The sequence below is a fragment of the Bradyrhizobium sp. 6(2017) genome, from assembly GCF_011058295.2.
Classification (GTDB): domain Bacteria; phylum Pseudomonadota; class Alphaproteobacteria; order Rhizobiales; family Xanthobacteraceae; genus Bradyrhizobium; species Bradyrhizobium septentrionale.
In genome coordinates this window covers 7259028-7278219 of record NZ_CP049289.2, presented here as the reverse complement: position 1 = coordinate 7278219, position 19192 = coordinate 7259028, and the positions used below count along the sequence as shown (strand labels likewise).

Genomic DNA, 19192 nt, shown 5'->3' with positions numbered 1-19192 from the left:
GGTCTCGCCGGAAGCCGCACCTCATACTCAAAGGAGATTCACATGAACGTTCAGACCGAAATGCCCGCTGTCGATCTCGCCGCCGTCAAGGCACGCCAGCAAGCCACCTGGAGCTCGGGGGACTACGCCATCGTCGGCACCACGCTTCAGATCGTCGGTGAAACGCTCTGCGAGGCAGTCGACCTGCGCAGCAATCAAATGGTGCTCGACGTCGCCGCCGGCAACGGCAATGCGACGCTGGCGGCCGCGCGGCGCTTTGCCGACGTGGTCTCGACCGATTACGTTGGAGCGTTGCTCGAGCGCGGCCGCGAGCGCGCGGCCGCAGAACGGCTGCCCGTCACGTTCCAGGAAGCGGACGCGGAGAAGCTGCCGTTTGCCGATGCGAGCTTCGACGTCGTGCTGTCGACATTCGGTGTCATGTTCACCGCCGACCAGCAGCAGGCCGCGAATGAGCTGCGCCGCGTCTGTCGCATCGGCGGCAAGATCGGCCTTGCGAGCTGGACGCCGGAGGGTTTCATCGGCCAGGTGTTCAAGACCATCGGCAAATATGTGCCGCCGGCCCCGGGCGTGAAATCTCCCGCGCTATGGGGCACCGAAGCCCATCTCGTCGCCTTGTTCGGTCCCCAGGCGACGGTTGAGGCCACGCGCAGGCACTTCAATTTCCGTTACAGGTCGCGCGAGCATTTCCTCGAGATCTTCCGCACTTATTACGGTCCGGTACTGAAAGCATTCGGAGCGATAGATGCCGTCAAGCAGCAATTGCTCGCCGCCGACATGTTCCGCCTGATGGACCAGTTCAATGTCGCGAAGGACGGGACGCTGGTCATCCCCAGTGAATATCTGGAGGCCGTGATCACCAGGCGGGGCTGATCTGCCGCTTGCTGCTTTTTCGATCGGAGCGTGGCGCCGGCGTTTTTCGCCGGCGCCACATTCGTTCTTCTACTGGCGCTTGTCCTTGGGCGGCGGCTTTGCCGCGCGCGGCGGCGGCGGTGCGCGCCGTTGCACGAAGCCGGGGCGTGGCTGCAGTGCGGGCCGTTGCATGCCGGGGCGGATGCCCGGTGCGGCCTGCTGGATTCCGGGGCGGATCTGGCCGGGTGCCGGCGGCACCGGCTGCGCCGTGCCTTGTCGCGGCACGCCTGGCTGACCCGGCTGAGCCGCCGGTTGTCCGGGCTGGCGCACGCCGCCCGGCGCCACTGTGCGACCGGGCTGCAGGCCGCCCTGACGTGCAGGCGACTGTTGTCCACCGGGCTGCGTCGCGCCGCCTTGGCGTGCAGGTTCTTGGCGCGCAGGCTGTTGTCCGGCCGGCGTCTGGACACCGGGCGCGTGCGGCAGCGTCGCGCCGCCGGGTTGGCCGGGCAGCGCGTGCTGCGCGCCGCCTTGCTGCTGCGTGCCCGGCTGCTGCGAGCCCTGCCGGCCGGGCGTGCCCGGTTGCTGCGGCTGGCCCGGACGGTTCGGCTGGCCGGGCTGCTGCTGGCCCGGACGGTTTTGCTGACCCGGCTGTTGCGGAGCGTTGCGGTTCTGGCCCGGCAGGCCGTTCTGGCGCTGAAGGTTCGGCTGCACCGGCTGGCCGCGGTTCGGATAGGGCGCGGCCGGATTGGCCCTGCGGAAGTCGGGATTGGCGCGGCGGAAGTCGCGCTGCTCGGACACCACCTGACGACCCAGCGTCTGCGCGCTGTGGACCTGGCGCACGAAGCCCTGGTCGCGCGTCATCTGCTGCGGCGAGATCGTCAGCGGCACCGCGGCGAAGCGGGCGCCGCCGCTGCCTGGACGAATCGCAAAGCCGCTCGCGCCGCGCGTCAGCACGCCGAGCGAGGCGCCGCTGCGGTCATTGACCTCGATGCGGCCGACATGCCCGTCGGCGTCGGGATAGAGCTTGATGCCGACATTGTTGCTGGTCGCGGTCGCGCCTTCGGGCACCTCGACAAGGCCGGTGGTGCCGCGGATGCCGAGTGTCGCGGTCGGCGTCGAGATCTTCATGTCGCCGGTCCTGGCGACCGCGGCGGCGACGAAGGCCGCCGTTCCCTTGCCGACGTTGAACAGCGCGCTGTTCTGCTGGCCGCCGTCCTCATAGACGTAATTGTCGATCGCGATCCTGGCGTTGGCGCGCAGGTTGAAAGTGGTGCCGTCGTTGAAGGTGATGCCGAGCGAGGAGGTCGCCGATGTCGCGACCTCGTCATTGGCAAAGATGTCGTCGCGGATCTGCAGCGGCGTCGTCGCGTTGTTGCGGATGACCGTGGCGGTGCCGGTCAGCGTCGCGACGTTGCCGATCGGCTCGGGCGCTGTGGCCTGCGGCGTCGCGGCCGGAGCAGGTGTTGCGGGCGCAGGCGTAGCGGGTGTCGCGCTCGGCGCCGGCGAAGGCGCCGGCTGTGCTTGCGCAAGCTGCATCAGGTCGGGCGCGGCATCGGCCGTTGTATGCCAACCGATCGTGGCGCCGATGCCAAGCAGAAGCGCGAAGAGGAAGGTGCGGCGCATCACCATCGATTCCCGGGAGGCACTTGGGGCTCGCAATTGAGCCGCGTCCGGCTGAATGCCGAATGAACGGTCCCGCCTTGTTGTCATGGCAGGCCGCAACGATCAAGCACCGCGCTCCCTCGCGGGAAGCACGGTGCTTGGTCGCAGTCGGGGTTTGGTTAGCCGCGCTTGTGAGGGGTGATGTTGAGTGGTTTCGCCGGCTTGGTCGCAGGCGTGTAGCTCGCGGGCTGCGGGGCCGCTGCCGGCGGCACGTAGTGGAAAACCGCCTTGCAGCCGTCGCTGAGCAGCGCACGCTGGCGGACCATGCAGGCGGTGACGCGATCGACGTCGGGGATCTCGGAGCTGCACAGCCGCATCGCGTCGCCGGTGCACATCTGCTGCTGCTCGTCGGTGTAGGCATAGGACGCCGAGGTCAACAGACCGAACGTGAACGCGGTTGCCGCCAGCAATTTGCCATGACGGAGCGCGGAAGCGGTGAAAGCCATGATGTCCCCCTTGTGGTGATCGCGCCGAAGCAGCGCGTTGCCGGGCGCATGACTACGGAGGCCCGGTTTCAGCAATTCTTCGTCAGTACCGCAAAATCGTTTCGTCGCGCGCCCGATTGTTTCGTCCACCACGCCCCGGACGGGGTACGTCGGCGGCTACGGCGTCGCCGTCGCCGGAGCTCCCTCGAGCGTGAGCACGGCCTCGCGCTGTGCCTCCGGCATGGCGCGGATGCGGCGCCTGGCGGTGAAGCGCATCGCGGCAAAGCCGCCGAGGAACACCACGATCTTGCTCACGATGCCATAGATCGGCATCACGATCGCCCATGTCGTGATCTCGCAGGTCAGCGCGACGAAGGCGTTCACGGCGGCGGAGACGAACATCAGGCCCGCCCAGGCATAGCCGACCATGACGGCGACATCGGGCACGACGGTCTGCGCGATCTTGGGCAGATAACGATTGAGCCAGCCCGGCTTCAGCATCACGACGCCGACGATCGCGTAGATGATGCTCGGCTTGAACAGCACGAAGCGCGGGTCATGGGTGAGCAGGGTCGCGGAGCCGGCGGCGACGACCAGGAACAGGCTCAGCCACTCCATGGTGTCGATCCGCTTCCCGCGCATGAGCTGGATGCCGATCTGTCCAACGCCGAACGCGATGCCGAGGCCGACCGCGAGCGCGGTGTTGTGGGTCAGCAGGAACAGAACAAGAAAGACCAGGGTCGACGCCAGGTCGAGGGCCAATAGCCTGGCCGCGTTGAGGAAGTGCTTCATCGGGCGTTGAAACTCCGCTTGCCGTGTCGCGCCGCCGCACAAGCGGTGCATGCGTCGGCACCAGTGAGGCAGATTGTGGTGCTGCAGGCCTATCGATTTCTGAAATCGAGGAGCGAATTCTCACTCCGAGCGGGCAATTTCCGCCGTATCAGCGGTTTGCGCGGCAGCCGCCTGCCGGCGAAACTCTGATGGCGTCAGCCCGGTGTCCGCCTTGAAGGCGCGGTTGAACGGCGCCAGCGACTGGAACCCGGCATCGAGCGCAATCGTCAGCACCGGCACCTCGGCCTGGCTGGTATCGGCGAGCGCCGCCTTGGCCTCGTCGAGCCGATAGCGGTTGAGGAAGGCGTTGAAATTCCGGTGGCCGAGTCCCTCATTGATCAGCGTGCGCAGCCGGTATTCCGGCATGCCGAGCCGCGCCGCCAACAGGCCGATGGTCAGCCCTTCCTGCCGGTAGGCGCGCTCGGTCGTCATCAGGTGGCTGAGGCGATTGAGCGACGCGCGGTCCTGGGGTGACGGGCCATCGGGCTCGAACGATCCGGACGCCCGGCCAGCCTGGCCGCCGGTGCCGGCCGCGGCCGGCTCGCCGACGGGCGGATCGAACAGCATCATCCAGATCGACATCAGCGCGAATGTAGCCAGGCCGAGCGCGGCGCTCAGGCTGATCGACCGCGTCGGAATTGCCGCCAGCCCTGCCGCGGCGGCGAGCACCATCTGCAGACCGACGCCGATCACCAGCGCGATCAACAGCCGGCCGCGCGCCGTCGTCACGGCGGTGCGCCAGCCCTTCGGAATTTGCGTGACCCCGAGCACGGCGAAGGCGATCGTCGCCAGCGCGAGCATGCGGCCGCACGTCTTGGCGACATCGGGCCAGATCGTCCAGCAATTGTGGCTGACAACGCCTAGGCCGGCGAGGAGCGTCCATATGGCAGCGTGCCAGGGCCGCAACACGAACTGCTCGTCGAATATCGCGCGAGCCCACAGCCAGAAGATCACCGGAGAGCCCATGGCGAAGGCGATGAACGGCGAGCTCCAGCCGAATGACGCTGCGGGAAAGAATGGTGCGGTCGAAATCGCATAGGCCGCGCCGGCCGCGCCCATCGCGGCGCCGAGGCTTGCGGTGCGATTGACCGCCGCGTAGCGCAGCAGCAGCACCGCGCAAACCACCAGGAACAGTGCGACCACTGCTCCCCGGAGACCGAGCTCAAGAGCCGTCAACGCCATCGTAAGCCGCCCGCAGGTTCAAATTCACCCTCGACAATGCTGTTCTTATAGCGCTTCAGGCGATCCGCATGAAGGGATGGGTACGAGCCGCGATAAAGCGTCAGGGCGGATGTTCAAAATCCGATGTCCGCCAGCCGGTTGCGCGGCAGCGGACACTGGAGGGATCTCGAATTGCGACGGCCTAGCTGACCCGCTTCCAGGTCTGGCCGCCGCAGAACATGCCGCCGAAGGCGCAGCCCTGCACGCGCATCGCATTCGAGCCCTTCATCGCGATCGTCGAGTCGTAGTCGCGGCCGGAGTCGGGATCGTGGATGCGGCCGCTCCATTTGCTGCCGTCGGGCTTCATGTTGATCAGGATGCGTTCGTTGGTCTTCACCGAATAGCCGCACAGATTGGCGCCGCATGCTTCGACGCGGACATTGCCCTTGTTCTCTTCGGTGACCCAGACGCCGACCGGTCCGGTTGGTGTCGGGGCGGCGGCAATGGGAGCGGGTTGCGGTGCCGGCTGTGCCGCGACCGGGGCCGGTGCAGGCGCTGAAGGCGCGACCACCGTTGCAACCGGCGCGGCCGGCACCGGCTGCGGCGCGGCGGCCTGCACCGGCGCAGGCGCGGGAGCGGGCGCAGGTGGTGGCGCTGCAGGCGGCGCCTCCGACGACGCCACATCGTCATCATCGTTTGACTTCGAGCCAAGACCCTTGAGGTTGATGTTGCCAATCGTGCCGCTATAGCCCGGCGCCGAGATGCGGATGCAGGACAGCGCGCTGCAATTGCGCGGCGCCTCGACATGGATGCGCTGGCCGTCGATCTGGAAGGTGATGCCGGAGCCGCGGGCATGGGCTGATGTGGTGGCCATCAGCAGCGCGGCGATCGCAACGAACGTCTTCATGACAGTCTCCGTGGGCGTTGGGCGGCGGGGTTCGATTGATCCGGACGCTACGCGCTGCCGGCGCCGGCTTCCGTGATCGATGTCACGTAGGGCGAGCCGCGCTCCTGACTTTGCAGCTGTCCAATTTGTAATTGAACGCCTTCGAACCGGACGCTTCGTCGCGCGCGACCGACGGAGGTCAACGCACTTCCGCAAGCGATGGAGGCAAACATGAAACGCTTGAGCCTGGTCGCGCTGCTGCTCGTCGCCGGCAGCGCCGTCGCCGCCCATGCCGGCAACGACATCTACACCAACATGCTGAAGCAGCGGCGCGGCGACAACGCGCTGCATGTCGACACCGCATTCTGCGATGCGCAGTTCGGCGCACCGCAGAACGGCACGCCGACGTCGCGGCAATACAAAAGCTGCATGCGCGCCCGCGGCTGGCGCTTCAGCCGAACCGTCCGCGAGCCGCGCCGTCGCGACGACGGCTATCCCGATCCCGACAATCCCGGTCTGGTCTGCCACGATTTCACGATCGGCGGCATCACCGGATCGAGCTGCTCGAATTTTTGAGAGGATGGCGGGGTGCCGCGCGCCCTGTCACCGTCATCCTGAGGAGCGCGCTCTTGCGCGCGTCTCGAAGGATGCACGGCCCGGCCGGTGGCCGTCGATCCTTCGAGGCTCGCTCTGCTCGCACCTCAGGATGACGGGTCGACGATGGAGGCTGTCACCAAGCGCAAAGCGCCCGGCGGGGCGACCGCCGGGCGCTGAACTCAATGCCAAGTCGAATGTCCCAGGAGCCGAATGTCCTAGAACACGCCGAGAATGATGGCGCCGACGAAGGCGAACGCGATGTACGCGGCCACAATGCTCAGCTTGCTCAGCAGAGGACTCGCGAAATCCATTGGGGGTGCTCCCTTGGTTCACAACGCTGCCCGCATTAACGCTGAAGCTAGCAATCGGTTCCTGGCCGAAAAAGTCAGCGTTGCTGTCCGGCCCGCTATTCCCAGGCAATGCCGCATTGCGGCGCCCGGATCAAAACAGCGTCGAATCAAGGCGTTGAAGCGTCCCCAAATATATTCCGGGGGCCTGTGAACCTGACAGTGCCTGGGGGGCCTTCCGGGCGGTTGCTGACCTTCGAAGGCGAGTTCTCCGACGTCACGTCGTCCTATGGCGGCAAGGGCGTCGTTCGTTACACTTGGTGATGGAGACATATCCCGGCAGCGCGCGAGTTGCTCGGCCGGGTTCCAACGTATGGTTAAGGAGCGTTGAAATCAACGCGTCGAATTGCGTTGAAGAGTCTTTAATCAAATTCGCAGAACCTCCGCGCCATGACGCGTGGAGTTCGTTTGTATCTCGTCGGCTCCCTTGTCCTTGTGTCGCTTGCTGGTTGCGGCCGCGGTCTGTTTCAGACCGCTGAGCGCGAGCCGTGGCGGGCCGAGGCTGAGGCCGCTTGCCTGAAATCCGGCGCGGTCAAGGAAAGCGCCGACCTCGTCCGCATCGATCCGATCTCCGGGCCCGGTGCCTGCGGCGCCGAGTTCCCGCTCAAGGTCGGCGCCCTCGGCGAAGCCAGTTCGGCTTACGGATTTGCCGACGACAGCCTGCGTCCGCCGGCCGCGATCGGCAACCAGCCGCGTTGGCCGATCAACCGGCAGTCCCCGCCGCCCGCGCAGGCGCCATACTCCGATCAGGCGGTCGGCCAGCCGAGCTATGGCAGCCAGCCGAACGGGCCGGTCTCGCTGTCGGCGCCCGGCGTTCCGCCGCAACAGGACGAGATCGACCTGCCGCCTGACGGCGCGCCCGACGCCAGCGGCGAGCGACCTTATTATCCGGGCCTGCCATCCAATCAGCGGCGCGACAGCGCGGCCGCGCCTTACTCGCCGGCGCCTTATTCCCAGCAGCCATCAGGCGCGCCGCCGCCACGGCTCGGTCCGTCAGGCGGCAACCCGGTGATGACGGTCGGCCCGGTCGCAGTGAAGCCGGCGGCGACGTTGGCGTGCCCGATCGTCTCGGTGCTCGAGCGCTGGCTCGCCGATTCCGTGCAGCCGGCGGCACAGCGCTGGTTCGGCGCGCGCGTCGTCGAGATCAAGCAGATCTCGGCCTATTCCTGCCGCGGCATGAACGGCAATTCGCACGCGCATATTTCCGAGCACGCGTTCGGCAATGCGCTCGATATCGCAGCCTTCACGCTCGCCGACGGCCGCCGCATCTCGGTCAAGGATGGCTGGAAGGGCCTGCCGGAAGAGCAGGGCTTCCTGCGCGACATCCAGGCCGCCGCGTGCCAGCAATTCACCACCGTGCTGGCGCCAGGCTCCAACGTCTATCACTACGACCACATCCATGTGGATCTGATGCGCCGGGCGAGCCGGCGCCTGATCTGCCAGCCGGCCGCCGTCTCCGGCGAGGAGGTCGCGGCGCGCGCCGGCGGCCGTAACCCCTATGCAACGCGCGAACCTTATGTCACAGGATCGCTCGGCGGCAGAAAGCCGGTCCCGCGGGGTAAAGCGGGGGTCAACGAAGAAGACGAATTCGCCGACGAATAGGGACGCGTCTGATACCCGTATTTTTACTGGGGATGCCGTGCAAACGGTAGCCACTATTTTCTGCGTATGCTCGCGAGCCGGGCGCACCCGGCTGGTTACTGGGGGATAGGTTTTGCAAGACGTGCCGATCATTCTCGTCATCGAAGACGATCGTGATCTTCAGATGATGGTAGAGGACGCCCTGAGGGACGGCGGCTATGAGCCGGCGATCGCAGGCTCGGGCGAGGAAGCTCTGACGCTGCTGAAGGCGTTCCGAACCAAATACAGTGCCCTGGTCACCGACATCCGCCTGCTTGGCCGGCTCGACGGCTGGCGCGTGGCGCGCGGCGCCCGCGAGATCGATCCGTCATTCCCGGTGCTCTACATCACCGGCGGCGGCGGCGACGAATGGCCCACCCGGGGCGTGGCGGACAGCGTGCTGCTGAACAAACCGTTCTCGCCCGACGAGCTGGTCGCGGCCGTGACGAAGCTGCTCAAGAACGGCGCACCGGCCTGAGCGATTGATCGTTCCCGCAACATTGGCGATGCGGACGTTGGGCGTGGCAAACGTGTCTCCTAAAGTGTCTTCGAGCGAAGTGGATACCGGTTCGCGTGAAGAAAGCGCGTCAAGGCAAGGATCTGGAGCCCCGTTCCGATTCGATCGGAACGGAAGGGGCTCCAGGCCGGCATGAATGACTTCGCACAGTCGATCACGGCGGCAGCGTCACTGATCGCCAGTCGCGATCCGGTCCTGCTCGGGATCGTCGCATTGTCGTTGCGCGTCAGCTTGCTGGCGAGCCTGCTCGCGCTTCTGATCGGCGCGCCGATCGGCGGCTGGCTTGCGATATCAAGGTTTCGCGGACGGCAGGTGGTGATCGTGCTCGCCAATGCCTGTCTCGGACTGCCGCCGGTGGTGGTCGGGCTCGGGCTATATCTCCTGCTGTCGCGTTCGGGACCGCTGGGCTTCGCCGGCCTGTTGTTCACGCCGACGGCGATGGTGGTGGCGCAGGTCATCCTGGCGACGCCGATCGTGGTCGCGCTGGTGCATCGTCCGGTCGCGCTGCTGTGGGCGGAATACGCCGACCTGATACGCACCGACGGCCTGTCCCGCCTGCGCAGCCTTGCGCTGCTGTTCTCGCTTGGCCGCGCCTCGCTTCTCACCGCGTTCCTCGCCGCCTTCGGCCGCGCCATCGCGGAGGTCGGCGCCATCATCATCGTGGGCGGCAATATCAGCGGCTACACGCGAACGATGACGACGGCGATCGCGCTGGAAACCAGCAAGGGCGAACTGGCGCTCGGTCTCGGCCTTGGTGTGATCCTGCTTGTGCTGAGCGTCAGCGTCAGCACGATCGCGTTTCTGCTAGTGCGCGGCGTTGGGGAAAAATAGCTGCTCGCCGCCGACCTTGTAGCCGGCGATGACCGACTGCCCGGCCTGCGAGACCAGCCAGTCGATGAAGGCCTGTCCGTCGGCGGCCTTTACCGTCGGATGCTTTGCCGGATTGACCAGCATCACGCCGTATTGATTGAACAGTCGCTTATCGCCTTCGGTCAGCACGGCGAGCTCGCCGCGATTCTTGAATGACAGCCAGGTGCCGCGGTCTGACAGCACATAGGCATTCGACGCCGACGCCATGTTGAGCGCCGGACCCATGCCCTGGCCGATCTCGCGATACCACTGGCCCTTCGCGGAACCGAGATCGACACCGGCATCCTTCCAGAGCCGCAACTCGGCCTCATGCGTCCCGGAGTGGTCGCCGCGCGAGATGAAGGCGGATGTCGTCGCGGCGATCTTGCGCAAGGCGTCCGCGACATCCTTGTCGCCGGCGATATGCGCCGGATCGGTCTTCGGGCCGACGATGACGAAATCGTTGTACATCACGTCATACCGTTTGGTCGCAAAGCCCTCGGCCAGGAATTTCTCCTCGGCCACGCGATCGTGCACGAACACGACATCGGCATCGCCGCGCCGTCCGATGTCGAGCGCCTGGCCGGTGCCGACCGCGACCACTTTTACGGCAATGCCCGACGCCTGCGTGAAGTGCGGCAAGAGATAGCCGAACAGGCCGGACTGCTCGGTCGATGTCGTCGAGGCAACGATGATGGTGGGCGTCTGCGCCAACGCGGGACCGGCGAACAGCAGCACGGCAGCGATGACGAGGTATCGGAGGAGGGATGTCATGCGGTCAGGATAGGATGTAGGGCCGGCGATCACCATGCGTCAATTGATCCGGTGACGCAACGCGGGCCGGATACAGCGCCGCGCGATCCCCTGTGACCTGGCGGCGCTTATACCGTGTTTACACCATAGCGGGGTATCCCACCTCGAATTCATACGTCCTCCTGTCCACATTCGGGCGAGCTCGCTAGCAGAGCGCAGTCCCTGGAGGCAAAGATGACGACCTATCGCGCCTATATCGTTGGACCGCACAGCCGATCCATCGGCGTGGTCAACTTGGATTGCAGCAACGATGACCAGGCCATCACATCGGCCAGCCGTCTTGTCGATCACCATGATGTCGAGCTGTGGCAGATGGACCGGCCGGTCGCCCGGTTCGAAGCCTGCTCAAAGCAGGTATTCCGCAAATAGTGCGACACTGCGCGGCAGACCGGGTGTCGCGCCGCGCGATCCCTGATGATAGATCTTGCGCCAGGTTCGTCATCACAGGGATATCAGGTCATGGCTTTGGAGAAGGTCGCACTCGTCACCGCAGGCGGCAGCGGCATGGGCGCGGCGGCGGCACGGCGGCTTGCCGCCGATGGCTTTCGCGTCGCGATCCTGTCGTCATCGGGCAAGGGCGAGGCGCTGGCCGGCGAACTCGGCGGCATTGGCTTCACCGGCTCCAACCGTTCGAACGATGATCTGAAGCGCACCGTCGACGGCGTGATGGCGCGCTGGGGCCGCATCGATGCCCTGGTCAACAGCGCCGGCCACGGCCCGCGTGCGGGTGTGCTGGAGCTGACTGATGAGCAGTGGCACACCGGGCTCGACGTCTATCTGATGAACGTGATCCGCCCGACGCGTCTCGTCGCACCGGTCATGCAGGCGCAAAAATCCGGCACGATCGTCAACATCTCCACCGCCTGGGCATTCGAGCCGAGCGCGATGTTTCCGACCTCGGCGGTGTTCCGCGCCGGGCTTGCCGCGTTCACAAAACTGTTCACCGACAGCTATGCGGCCGACAATGTCCGGATGAACAATGTGTTGCCGGGCTGGATCGACAGCTTACCGGCAACCGACGAGCGCCGCGACAGCGTGCCGATGAAGCGCTACGGCAAGGCGGAGGAGATTGCCGCAACCATCGCGTTTCTCGTCTCCGACGGCGCGGCCTACATCACCGGCCAGAACATCCGCGTCGATGGCGGCCTCATGCGGTCGATTTGAGGCTCAAGTGACCCAACTCGGAATACGTTCCGATGATCCGTATCGCTATCAATTCCGCCTAGTCTACTGTCGCACAATCCTCTCTGCGCGCGACGTCGCTCGCTTTCGCCACACCCGCAAGTCAGCCATGACTTTTATGGTCGCGCCGAGGACCAGTGCGCAAAGGGCCGCCTTCGACACCGTCTCCATCGTCCCCTCGACCAGCATGCCATGGACCACACTCCCTGCGACGATGACCACCGCAAGGGACATGTGAGCAATGCGCCACGTTCGCGGTCGCAGTCCCAATCGCCGACGCAGTGCCGCCAAAAGCGCGACGGCGAAGATTGCCCACATGGCGATCACACCCCACGGCGAAAACGGCGTCGGCGATGAGAAGAGAAGGGCGTCAATCATGTCCGGCGGACTGGTGATCCAAAGGCCCCCGACGTGGACCAGCACCGCCACGACCAGCGTGCCTCCGATCCAGTGATGTGCACGCCGTCCACGATAAGCCGCCAGTCCCGGCAGGTAGCCGCCAATGAGTAAAGGCTGAACGAGCACAAGTCCCAGTGCGATAATTCCTGCGAATCCGGCCAGGATGTAGATCGGACCGCGCCATGCGAGCAGCGGGCTCGCCGCTGCAGCGGCGATCGGCACGCAAACGGCGGCTCCAAGAGCGGCCCAGATCAGGGTTACCCGGGCCAATCTCATCCTTTTTGATCCCAACCCGGTCAGACCGGCTGAAGGACGAAGTGCGCCTCCAGGCTGGTATCTTTTGCGCTCCGCATGATGGGACGCAGGAAGACAGTTTTGAATTCACCGCTGTCATACGCGAGGTGACCATGCGGTTGGCCAAAGATGGGAATGATCTGTGGCATCTCGAGACGGAACGCCCCGTCCTTGTCGGTGAGCGTGGCTCCATGACTCTGCGGCTCGTGCTCCTGCCCTTCGGTCGTGTGCGCCCAAATCTGGATACGCTGCCCGGCAAGCGGAGTTCCGTCGCCAGCGCGGCGTACGGTGCCGCTCATCCAGAAGCCGCCCTTACCGATCCGGTCGACGATCGGCGCACCCTTGCGGTAGTTGTTCGATCCGCCCAACATCGAATCGGTCGGTGCGAGGCCTTCCGCGCGGGCGGGCAACAGCAGCCCGGCAACTCCTGTTACCAGGACGGAGCCGCCAGCGGCGAGGAGGTTGCGACGGTTGAACACGACGGTGGTCATGTAAATTCCTCCTGGCGACCGTGCAGTTGCTCCGCTCAGGGTACAACAACAAGCGCGAGCTGCCCAGTTGGGGGAGGCGAAGGGCGCGATCGGTCGCAGAGTTGTGAATGGGCGCCGGCCGCTCAACCCGCGCCGTTGGCGAGGCAATCCATGCGTCCGTATATGCGGTGCGGCGGAACGCTGCGGTTCGCTCGCAAAAGCGGGATGCGGCGTCGACCTTCACTCATGTGCTTAGACCCGAGTGCGTGGGCCCGAGCAACACCACTTGCGTCTACGCGCTGCGCGTTTCGCTTCAGGCCGCGCGCGTCACAATTGCGGCGACCTCTGATTGCGTTTGTCGTGATGACAAACTGAAAGCGCAGGGCTAGCCTTCCGTCAAATCAAAACATACGGGAGGAATGGCATGCCAGACGCAGCAGTTGCAGCACGCGCTTCGGACTCCACGCACAGCGGAACCACGCAGCAAGTCGACGTCGCGGTCGTCGGCGCCGGTTTCGCCGGTCTTTATCTGCTGCATCGGCTGCGCAAGGCGGGCTTCTCGGCGGTTGCGCTCGAAGAGGGCGCCGACGTCGGCGGCACCTGGTACTGGAACCGGTATCCCGGCGCGCGCTGCGATATCCAGACCATCGACTACAGCTACACCTTCGACCCCGAGCTCGATCAGGCCTGGACCTGGTCGGAGAAATACGCGACCCAGCCGGAAATCCTGCGCTATCTCGGCTTCGTCGCCGACCGCTACGATCTGCGCCGCGATATCCGCTTCGGCACCAAGGTGACGCAGGCGACCTGGAATGATGCGACCGCGCGCTGGCAGATCTCGACCAACAACGGCGCCAATGTCTCGTGCCGCTACTACATCATGGCGACCGGCTGCCTGTCGGCGCCGAAGCCGCCCGAGATCGACGGCGTCAAGGATTTCAAGGGCCAGATCTATTTCACCGGCCGCTGGCCGCATCAGGGCGTCGATCTCAAGGGCAAGCGCGTTGCCGTGATCGGCACCGGATCATCGGGCATACAATCGATTCCGTTGATCGCCGAACAGGCCGCGCAACTCACCGTATTCCAGCGCACGCCGAACTTCGCGTTGCCTGCCGGCAACGGTCCGGCGCCGGAGGATCGCAAGACGTACTTTGAGGGCGACCGTGCGGCCTATCGCGAGCAGGCGCGCTGGTCGATGGCCGGTGTGCCGTATCCGCAGCAGACCGTGGTGAGCTGGCAATTGAGCGACGCCGAACGCCGCGAGCGGTTCGAGAAGGCGTGGGCTGCGGGCGACCTCGTTCATATCCTGACCCAGCTGTGGGCCGACCAGGCGGTCGATGTCGACGGCAACAGGCTGGTCGCGGACCTGATCCGCGAGAAGATCGGCGCCGTGGTCAAGGATCCGGAGATCGCCGCGGCGCTCGCCCCGCACGATCATCCGTTCGGCGCCAAGCGTCCCTGCCTCGATACCAATTACTATGCGACCTACAACCGTCCGAACGTGACGCTGGTCAATCTGCGGCAGGAGCCGATCAAGGCGATCACGGCCAACGGCATCGCGACCGACAGGCGCAGCTTCGATGTCGACGTCATCGTGTTCGCGACCGGCTTCGACGCCATGACCGGCGCGATCATGGCGGTGCATCCGATCTCCGGCCGCGGCGGCAAGTCGCTGTCGGATGTCTGGGCGCACGGACCGCAGACCTATCTCGGCGTCACCGTCGCGGGCTTCCCCAATCTGTTCATGATCACCGGCCCCGGCAGCCCGTCGGTGCTGTCGAACATGGCGGTGTCGATCGAGCAGCATGTCGACTGGGTGGTCGAGCGGATCGCCGCGCTGCGCGACGACGGCTTCACCACGATGGAGGCGACCGAGAACGCGCAGACCGGCTGGGAGCGGCACATGGCCGACTGCGCGACGCTGACGCTGCACCGGCTCGCCAACACCTGGTACACGGGCGCCAACGTCCCCGGCAAGCCGCAGGGCGTGATGCCTTATACCGGCGGCGTCGGTCCGTATCGCAGCATCTGCAACGAGGTGGTCGGCCGCGGCATGCTCGGCTTCAAGCTGTCAGGTCCCGGCGTTGCCGAACAGTGCAATGACGGCGAGGTGGTGCGGCTGCAGCCGGACGTGCGGCTGGTGCTCGGCATGCTCGGCGAGATGAACCTGCCGCCGATCGAGACCATGGGTGCGCAGGGCGCGCGCGACTTCCTGACCGAGTTCAACAAGGGCCGTCCTGCCGGCCGTCCCGTTGGCGAGGTTGGCACCGGCATGCTGCAGGGCGCCGACGGTCCGCTGCCCTACAAGCTCTATCGGCCGGCGACGCCGGGGCCGCATCCGATCGTGGTCTATTTCCACGGTGGCGGCTGGGTGCTCGGCGACGAGCTGTCGGACGATCCGTTCTGCCGCGATCTGTGCCGGCGCACCGGCATGATCATCGTCAGCGTCGGTTATCGCCATGCGCCCGAGCATCGCTTCCCGGCGGCGGCCGAGGACGGCTATGCGGCAACGCGCTGGATCGCCGCCCACACCGCCGAACTTGGCGGCCGGGCAGGGCCCGTGCTGGTCGCTGGCTGGAGCGCCGGCGGCAACATCGCGGCCGTCACCTGCCAGCTCGCACGCGATCGCGGCGGGCCCGAGATCGCGGGCCAGCTCCTGATCTGTCCGGTCACCGACTCCTCCTTCGACCGGCAGTCCTATGTCGACAACGCGGCCGGCTACTTCCTGACCCGCGGGCTGATGCACTGGTTCTGGGACCTGTACTGCTCGCCCGCCGACCGCACTGATCCGCGCGTCGCGCCGTTGCGCGGCAAGCTCGACGGCCTGCCGCCGGCGTTCATCGCGACCGCCGAGTTCGATCCGCTGCGTGACGAGGGCGTTGCCTATGGCGACGCGCTCGCCAAGGCCGGCGTCAAGGTCGAGCAGCTCAAGGGCAGTGGTCACTTCCACTCGTCCTTCGTGATGGTCGACGTCATCATCACCGGCGTCAGCGGCCGCGCGAAGATGGCGCAGGCGCTGCGCCGCTTCGCCGGACTGTCCGAACAGATCGAGCAGGGCAGTACCGCGCCGCAGATCAACGCGGCGGCGAACTAGACTGGGAGTCTTGCGGCGCTTCGGTTCTCAACCAGGACCGAAGCGCTAACCTAGCTCGAACGTCGTGACGCCGAACACGCGATCGATCCGCAAGGGCGGGATCGCGCCGGTATACATTCGCGCGGTCTCAAACACCGGCGAGAGCCCGAGGCCTTCCGCCAATGCGACGGCGTCGCGGTTGACGGCGGGGACATCGAGGAAGATCTCGCCACTGCCGGCACTTGCAAGCAATGCCGACAGGATGGTCTCGGCGCCAGCGCGGTCATCGGCGACAAGCGGACCGATCTTGCGGCCGGTGCGGCACGGGCGGATCACGCCCCAGCCGGCCAGCCTGCCGTCGCGCAACAGCGCGCGCCCGAGATGCCCTGATGTATTGATCCAGGCGCGCAGGAAGGCCGGACGCGGCGCCGGAAAGACCGTGGCGTCATCGGCCTCGATCAGCGCCGCCGGCACATCGCACAGCGCGACGAGGTCAGCGTTCGGCGCGGATGGTGCTGCGACCGTGCCGCCATAGCGCACATTGGCGTAAGCGAGCACGAAGCCGGATTTTTGGTAGTTCGCCTGCTGCGCCACCACGCCGTCGAGCCCGATCACGCGTGGATGCGCATGCGCGATGGCCGCATTCCATATCTTCAGGCCATGGCCGCGGCCGCGCAGGTCCGGACGCACGATGTAGAAGCCGAGGAACGCAAACTGCGCGCCGTAATTGACGCAGGAGACCACCGCGGCCGGCCGCCCGTCGAACTCGCCGATGAAAAATCCGTGCGGGTCCTCGGCGGCAAAGCACGCGGCATCGGCGAGACCGGGATTCCATCCTTCTGCCGCGGCCCAATCCACCGCGAGCGTGATCTCGTCTGGCCGCATATGCCGGATGCTGAGGTCGTTCATGGATGGCCATCCTCGAATTGGCGCCGCAACGGCCATGGTAGCGCGCTAATGTCTCCCCGTCATTGCGAGCGAAGCGAAGCAATCCATCGCGCCGCGAGGATGAAGAGTGGATTGCTTTGTCGCTGACGCTCCTCGCAATGACGGTGCGAGATCAGTTCGCCTGCTTCGGCCGGTACGCCGCGAAGAACACCCGCGTTGCACTGTCGACGACAACAGTGATCCGCTCCGGCGAGGGCGACGGATTGGCCTGGAAGATGAACGCCTGGAACAGCGTCGCCTGGCACATCTGCATGAACTGCCAGGCCGCGAGCTGATAATCATCGATCACGAGCTCGCCGAGCGCGGCGCGCGCCTCGAGATAGGCGGCGAAGCGGTCGACGGTGTGGGCGATCACGTGGGTGTAGAACCGGCTGCCGAGCTCGGGCATCCGCTCGGCGATCGCCATCACGGTGCGGATCGCCGAACCGCCGCCGGGCCGGCACAGCACCGCGACATAGGCGCGGCCGAATTCGGGGAGGGTGGTGTCGACGTCGCGCGTGGGGTCGAAATTGAAGGCGACCTTGCCCTGCTCGAGCTTTTCCTCCTCGACGATCGCCGCGAACAGCCCGGCCTTGTCGGGGAAATAGACATAGAGCGTGCCCTTGGAGACGGCAGCGGCGCGGGCGATCTCGCCCATGCTGGCGCCGTCAAAACCGAGCTCCAGGAACACCTTGCGGGCGCCGTCCAGGATCTGGCGTCGTTTTGACGGCTCCTCCTCGCCGACTGGCTGGAGGGAGACTCGGGGGGCTGCAACCATTGATTTAGCTTCTCGCCAAAGAACTCAACCCGGAATGCGCAAGGTTGAGAATCGAAGCGTTATAATCCCTGCCGAGGGAATATAGATTGACCGAACGGTTCGGTCAATGCTATTGGTGGGAGTGACGATGAGCCGCACGGCCCTTATTCCGCCATCGCGGGCATCGAGACTTTTTTGGGGAGCCTCGGCTATGGCCGCAGCACGAGATCAGGCTGCACGCATTGTTCGTTCCGGGCCTGAGATGGCCGAGGACGCGAAGGCGCGCGATGCATCCGCCGATCTCGGCGAGCAAGCCAGAACTGACGAAACCAAAAGGGCCGACGAAGCCAGGCGTGACGAATCCAAGCGTCCCGCCGAGGCGCCACCCGCTTCTGCGCCCGAGCAGCCGGCGGCTTCGCCCGCTGCTTCTGCGCCGCCGAAATCCGGCAAGCGCAAATTCGTGATGATGGGCGTGGTCGGCCTGCTCGCGATCGCGGCCGCAAGCTATGCCGCCTATTACCTGATGGTCGGACGCTTCTACGTCTCGACCGACGATGCCTATGTCCGCGCCAACAACACCATGCTCGGCGCGCGCGTTGCGGGCCATATCGCGGCGATCCTGCCCGGCGACAATGCGCTGGTGCGCGCCGGCGATGTGATCTTCCGGATCGACGACGGCGACTATCGCATCGCGGCCGATGCCGCGCGCACCCGGATCGCGACCCAGCAGGCGACGATCGAGCGCTTCGGCCGCCAAGTTGCGGCAGCCGAGAGCACGGTCGAGCAGGCGCAGGCCCAGCTGGTGTCCGCCCAGGCCGGCCTGAAGCGTGCCGATCTCGATTTCGATCGCCAGCAGGCGCTGAGCACCAAGGGCTTTGCCTCGCGCGCCACTTTCGAGGTCTCGGAAGCCGGCCGTGATCAGGGTGCCGCCGCCGTGCGCTCGGCGCAGGCCGCCTTCGATGCCGCAAAGAGCAATGTCGATGTGACCAGGGCGCAGCAGGCTGAGTCCCGCGCCCAGCTTGCCGAATTGCAGACCCAGCTCGCCAAGGCCGAGCGCGATCTCGATTTCACTCAGGTCCGCGCGCCGGTCGACGGCACCTTCTCCAACCGCCTGGTCAATACCGGCGACTACATCAATGTCGGCCAGCGGCTCGGCAATGTGGTGCCGCTCGACGGCGTCTTCATCGACGCGAACTATAAAGAGACCCAACTCAAGCGCATCCGTCCCGGCCAGCGGGTGACGATCAAGGTCGACGCCTACGGCTTCCGCAAATTCACCGGCATCGTCGACAGCATCTCGCCGGCGGCAGGCTCGGTGTTCACCCTGCTGCCGCCCGACAACGCCACCGGCAATTTCACCAAGATCGTGCAGCGCCTGCCGGTCCGCATCCGCGTGCCGAACAGCGTCGCCAAGCAGGGCATGCTGCGCGCCGGCATGTCGGTCTACACCACCGTCGACACCAGGGAGGGCGCGGCCGACGCCGACGCCGATACCGATCTCGACGCGTCGATGATGATCCATCCGCAGTGATG

General features: G+C 65.9%; 19 protein-coding genes. 9 read left to right on the top strand and 10 right to left on the bottom strand.

The features are described 5' to 3' along the window. Positions 1-42: 42 nt before the first annotated feature. Positions 43-870, top strand: a complete 828-nt coding sequence (locus G6P99_RS34650) for a class I SAM-dependent methyltransferase (RefSeq protein WP_029078948.1) — start codon at positions 43-45, stop codon at positions 868-870. 69 nt (positions 871-939) lie between these two features. Here G6P99_RS34650 and G6P99_RS34645 read toward each other — a convergent pair whose 3' ends face one another. The 5 genes from G6P99_RS34645 to G6P99_RS34625 form a co-directional block, all read right to left on the bottom strand. Continuing rightward, positions 940-2472, bottom strand: a complete 1533-nt coding sequence (locus G6P99_RS34645) for a FecR domain-containing protein (RefSeq protein WP_371261139.1) — start codon at positions 2470-2472, stop codon at positions 940-942. 158 nt (positions 2473-2630) lie between these two features. Beyond that, positions 2631-2957, bottom strand: a complete 327-nt coding sequence (locus tag G6P99_RS34640) for a hypothetical protein (RefSeq protein WP_245284544.1) — start codon at positions 2955-2957, stop codon at positions 2631-2633. A gap of 156 nt (positions 2958-3113) precedes the next feature. After that, a complete protein-coding gene (locus G6P99_RS34635; RefSeq protein ID WP_029078945.1) occupies positions 3114-3728 on the bottom strand; it encodes an inner membrane-spanning protein YciB in 615 nt (204 codons plus the stop codon). A 120-nt stretch (positions 3729-3848) separates the two neighbouring features. Continuing rightward, complete coding sequence (locus G6P99_RS34630; RefSeq protein ID WP_029078944.1) at positions 3849-4949, bottom strand: helix-turn-helix domain-containing protein; 1101 nt, start codon at positions 4947-4949, stop codon at positions 3849-3851. A 181-nt stretch (positions 4950-5130) separates the two neighbouring features. Continuing rightward, the gene (locus tag G6P99_RS34625) at positions 5131-5835 is read right to left on the bottom strand and encodes a DUF2147 domain-containing protein (RefSeq protein ID WP_029078943.1); all 705 of its coding nucleotides are present in this window, start codon (positions 5833-5835) and stop codon (positions 5131-5133) included. A 210-nt stretch (positions 5836-6045) separates the two neighbouring features. Between G6P99_RS34625 and G6P99_RS34620 the strand changes: the two genes are divergently transcribed. From G6P99_RS34620 to G6P99_RS34605, 4 genes are all read left to right on the top strand, one after another. Further along, a complete protein-coding gene (locus G6P99_RS34620; protein ID WP_156928412.1) occupies positions 6046-6390 on the top strand; it encodes a hypothetical protein in 345 nt (114 codons plus the stop codon). A gap of 758 nt (positions 6391-7148) precedes the next feature. After that, positions 7149-8360: an extensin family protein gene (locus G6P99_RS34615; protein ID WP_029078941.1), complete on the top strand. Its 1212-nt coding sequence runs from the start codon at positions 7149-7151 to the stop codon at positions 8358-8360. Between the two features lie 112 nt (positions 8361-8472). Then, on the top strand, positions 8473-8856 hold the full coding sequence (locus tag G6P99_RS34610) for a response regulator (protein ID WP_029078940.1): 384 nt from the start codon (positions 8473-8475) through the stop codon (positions 8854-8856). A gap of 171 nt (positions 8857-9027) precedes the next feature. Next, the gene (locus G6P99_RS34605) at positions 9028-9726 is read left to right on the top strand and encodes an ABC transporter permease (RefSeq protein ID WP_029078939.1); all 699 of its coding nucleotides are present in this window, start codon (positions 9028-9030) and stop codon (positions 9724-9726) included. Here G6P99_RS34605 and G6P99_RS34600 read toward each other — a convergent pair. Then, positions 9700-10518 carry an extracellular solute-binding protein gene (locus G6P99_RS34600; RefSeq protein ID WP_029078938.1) on the bottom strand — a complete coding sequence of 273 codons (819 nt, stop codon included), beginning with the start codon at positions 10516-10518 and terminating at the stop codon, positions 9700-9702. The genes G6P99_RS34605 and G6P99_RS34600 overlap by 27 nt on opposite strands. Positions 10519-10731: 213 nt before the next feature. Here G6P99_RS34600 and G6P99_RS34595 point away from each other — a divergent pair, with 213 nt between their 5' ends. Both G6P99_RS34595 and G6P99_RS34590 read left to right on the top strand, forming a co-directional pair. After that, positions 10732-10926: a hypothetical protein gene (locus G6P99_RS34595; RefSeq protein ID WP_029078937.1), complete on the top strand. Its 195-nt coding sequence runs from the start codon at positions 10732-10734 to the stop codon at positions 10924-10926. 90 nt (positions 10927-11016) lie between these two features. Further along, complete coding sequence (locus G6P99_RS34590; RefSeq protein WP_029078936.1) at positions 11017-11721, top strand: SDR family oxidoreductase; 705 nt, start codon at positions 11017-11019, stop codon at positions 11719-11721. Positions 11722-11784: 63 nt separating this feature from the next. Here G6P99_RS34590 and G6P99_RS34585 read toward each other — a convergent pair whose 3' ends face one another. Together G6P99_RS34585 and G6P99_RS34580 are read right to left on the bottom strand one after the other, a co-directional pair. Beyond that, positions 11785-12414, bottom strand: coding sequence for a ferric reductase-like transmembrane domain-containing protein (locus tag G6P99_RS34585; RefSeq protein WP_029078935.1), 630 nt, complete (start codon positions 12412-12414; stop codon positions 11785-11787). Positions 12415-12434: 20 nt separating this feature from the next. After that, positions 12435-12923, bottom strand: coding sequence for a twin-arginine translocation pathway signal (locus G6P99_RS34580; protein WP_029078934.1), 489 nt, complete (start codon positions 12921-12923; stop codon positions 12435-12437). 403 nt (positions 12924-13326) lie between these two features. On the opposite strand from G6P99_RS34580, the gene G6P99_RS34575 reads away from it, so the two are divergent. Then, complete coding sequence (locus G6P99_RS34575) at positions 13327-15996, top strand: flavin-containing monooxygenase (RefSeq protein WP_029078933.1); 2670 nt, start codon at positions 13327-13329, stop codon at positions 15994-15996. Positions 15997-16041: 45 nt separating this feature from the next. On the opposite strand, the gene G6P99_RS34570 is transcribed toward G6P99_RS34575, so the two are convergent. Both G6P99_RS34570 and G6P99_RS34565 read right to left on the bottom strand, forming a co-directional pair. Next, complete coding sequence (locus G6P99_RS34570) at positions 16042-16884, bottom strand: GNAT family N-acetyltransferase (protein ID WP_029078932.1); 843 nt, start codon at positions 16882-16884, stop codon at positions 16042-16044. A gap of 151 nt (positions 16885-17035) precedes the next feature. Further along, on the bottom strand, positions 17036-17680 hold the full coding sequence (locus G6P99_RS34565) for a TetR/AcrR family transcriptional regulator (RefSeq protein WP_029078931.1): 645 nt from the start codon (positions 17678-17680) through the stop codon (positions 17036-17038). A 190-nt stretch (positions 17681-17870) separates the two neighbouring features. On the opposite strand from G6P99_RS34565, the gene G6P99_RS34560 reads away from it, so the two are divergent. Continuing rightward, positions 17871-19190 carry an HlyD family secretion protein gene (locus G6P99_RS34560; protein WP_029078930.1) on the top strand — a complete coding sequence of 440 codons (1320 nt, stop codon included), beginning with the start codon at positions 17871-17873 and terminating at the stop codon, positions 19188-19190. Positions 19191-19192: the final 2 nt, after the last annotated feature.

Excerpts from the sequence above, each read along its gene's own strand:
- G6P99_RS34650 (WP_029078948.1), top strand. The coding sequence starts at position 43 with ATGAACGTTCAGACCGAAATGCCCGCTGTCGATCTCGCCGCCGTCAAG.
- G6P99_RS34645 (WP_371261139.1), bottom strand. The coding sequence starts at position 2,472 with ATGCGCCGCACCTTCCTCTTCGCGCTTCTGCTTGGCATCGGCGCCACG.
- G6P99_RS34640 (WP_245284544.1), bottom strand. The coding sequence starts at position 2,957 with ATGGCTTTCACCGCTTCCGCGCTCCGTCATGGCAAATTGCTGGCGGCA.
- G6P99_RS34635 (WP_029078945.1), bottom strand. The coding sequence starts at position 3,728 with ATGAAGCACTTCCTCAACGCGGCCAGGCTATTGGCCCTCGACCTGGCG.
- G6P99_RS34630 (WP_029078944.1), bottom strand. The coding sequence starts at position 4,949 with ATGGCGTTGACGGCTCTTGAGCTCGGTCTCCGGGGAGCAGTGGTCGCA.
- G6P99_RS34625 (WP_029078943.1), bottom strand. The coding sequence starts at position 5,835 with ATGAAGACGTTCGTTGCGATCGCCGCGCTGCTGATGGCCACCACATCA.
- G6P99_RS34620 (WP_156928412.1), top strand. The coding sequence starts at position 6,046 with ATGAAACGCTTGAGCCTGGTCGCGCTGCTGCTCGTCGCCGGCAGCGCC.
- G6P99_RS34615 (WP_029078941.1), top strand. The coding sequence starts at position 7,149 with ATGACGCGTGGAGTTCGTTTGTATCTCGTCGGCTCCCTTGTCCTTGTG.
- G6P99_RS34605 (WP_029078939.1), top strand. The coding sequence starts at position 9,028 with ATGAATGACTTCGCACAGTCGATCACGGCGGCAGCGTCACTGATCGCC.
- G6P99_RS34600 (WP_029078938.1), bottom strand. The coding sequence starts at position 10,518 with ATGACATCCCTCCTCCGATACCTCGTCATCGCTGCCGTGCTGCTGTTC.
- G6P99_RS34595 (WP_029078937.1), top strand. The coding sequence starts at position 10,732 with ATGACGACCTATCGCGCCTATATCGTTGGACCGCACAGCCGATCCATC.
- G6P99_RS34590 (WP_029078936.1), top strand. The coding sequence starts at position 11,017 with ATGGCTTTGGAGAAGGTCGCACTCGTCACCGCAGGCGGCAGCGGCATG.
- G6P99_RS34585 (WP_029078935.1), bottom strand. The coding sequence starts at position 12,414 with ATGAGATTGGCCCGGGTAACCCTGATCTGGGCCGCTCTTGGAGCCGCC.
- G6P99_RS34580 (WP_029078934.1), bottom strand. The coding sequence starts at position 12,923 with ATGACCACCGTCGTGTTCAACCGTCGCAACCTCCTCGCCGCTGGCGGC.
- G6P99_RS34575 (WP_029078933.1), top strand. The coding sequence starts at position 13,327 with ATGCCAGACGCAGCAGTTGCAGCACGCGCTTCGGACTCCACGCACAGC.
- G6P99_RS34570 (WP_029078932.1), bottom strand. The coding sequence starts at position 16,884 with ATGAACGACCTCAGCATCCGGCATATGCGGCCAGACGAGATCACGCTC.
- G6P99_RS34565 (WP_029078931.1), bottom strand. The coding sequence starts at position 17,680 with ATGGTTGCAGCCCCCCGAGTCTCCCTCCAGCCAGTCGGCGAGGAGGAG.
- G6P99_RS34560 (WP_029078930.1), top strand. The coding sequence starts at position 17,871 with ATGGCCGCAGCACGAGATCAGGCTGCACGCATTGTTCGTTCCGGGCCT.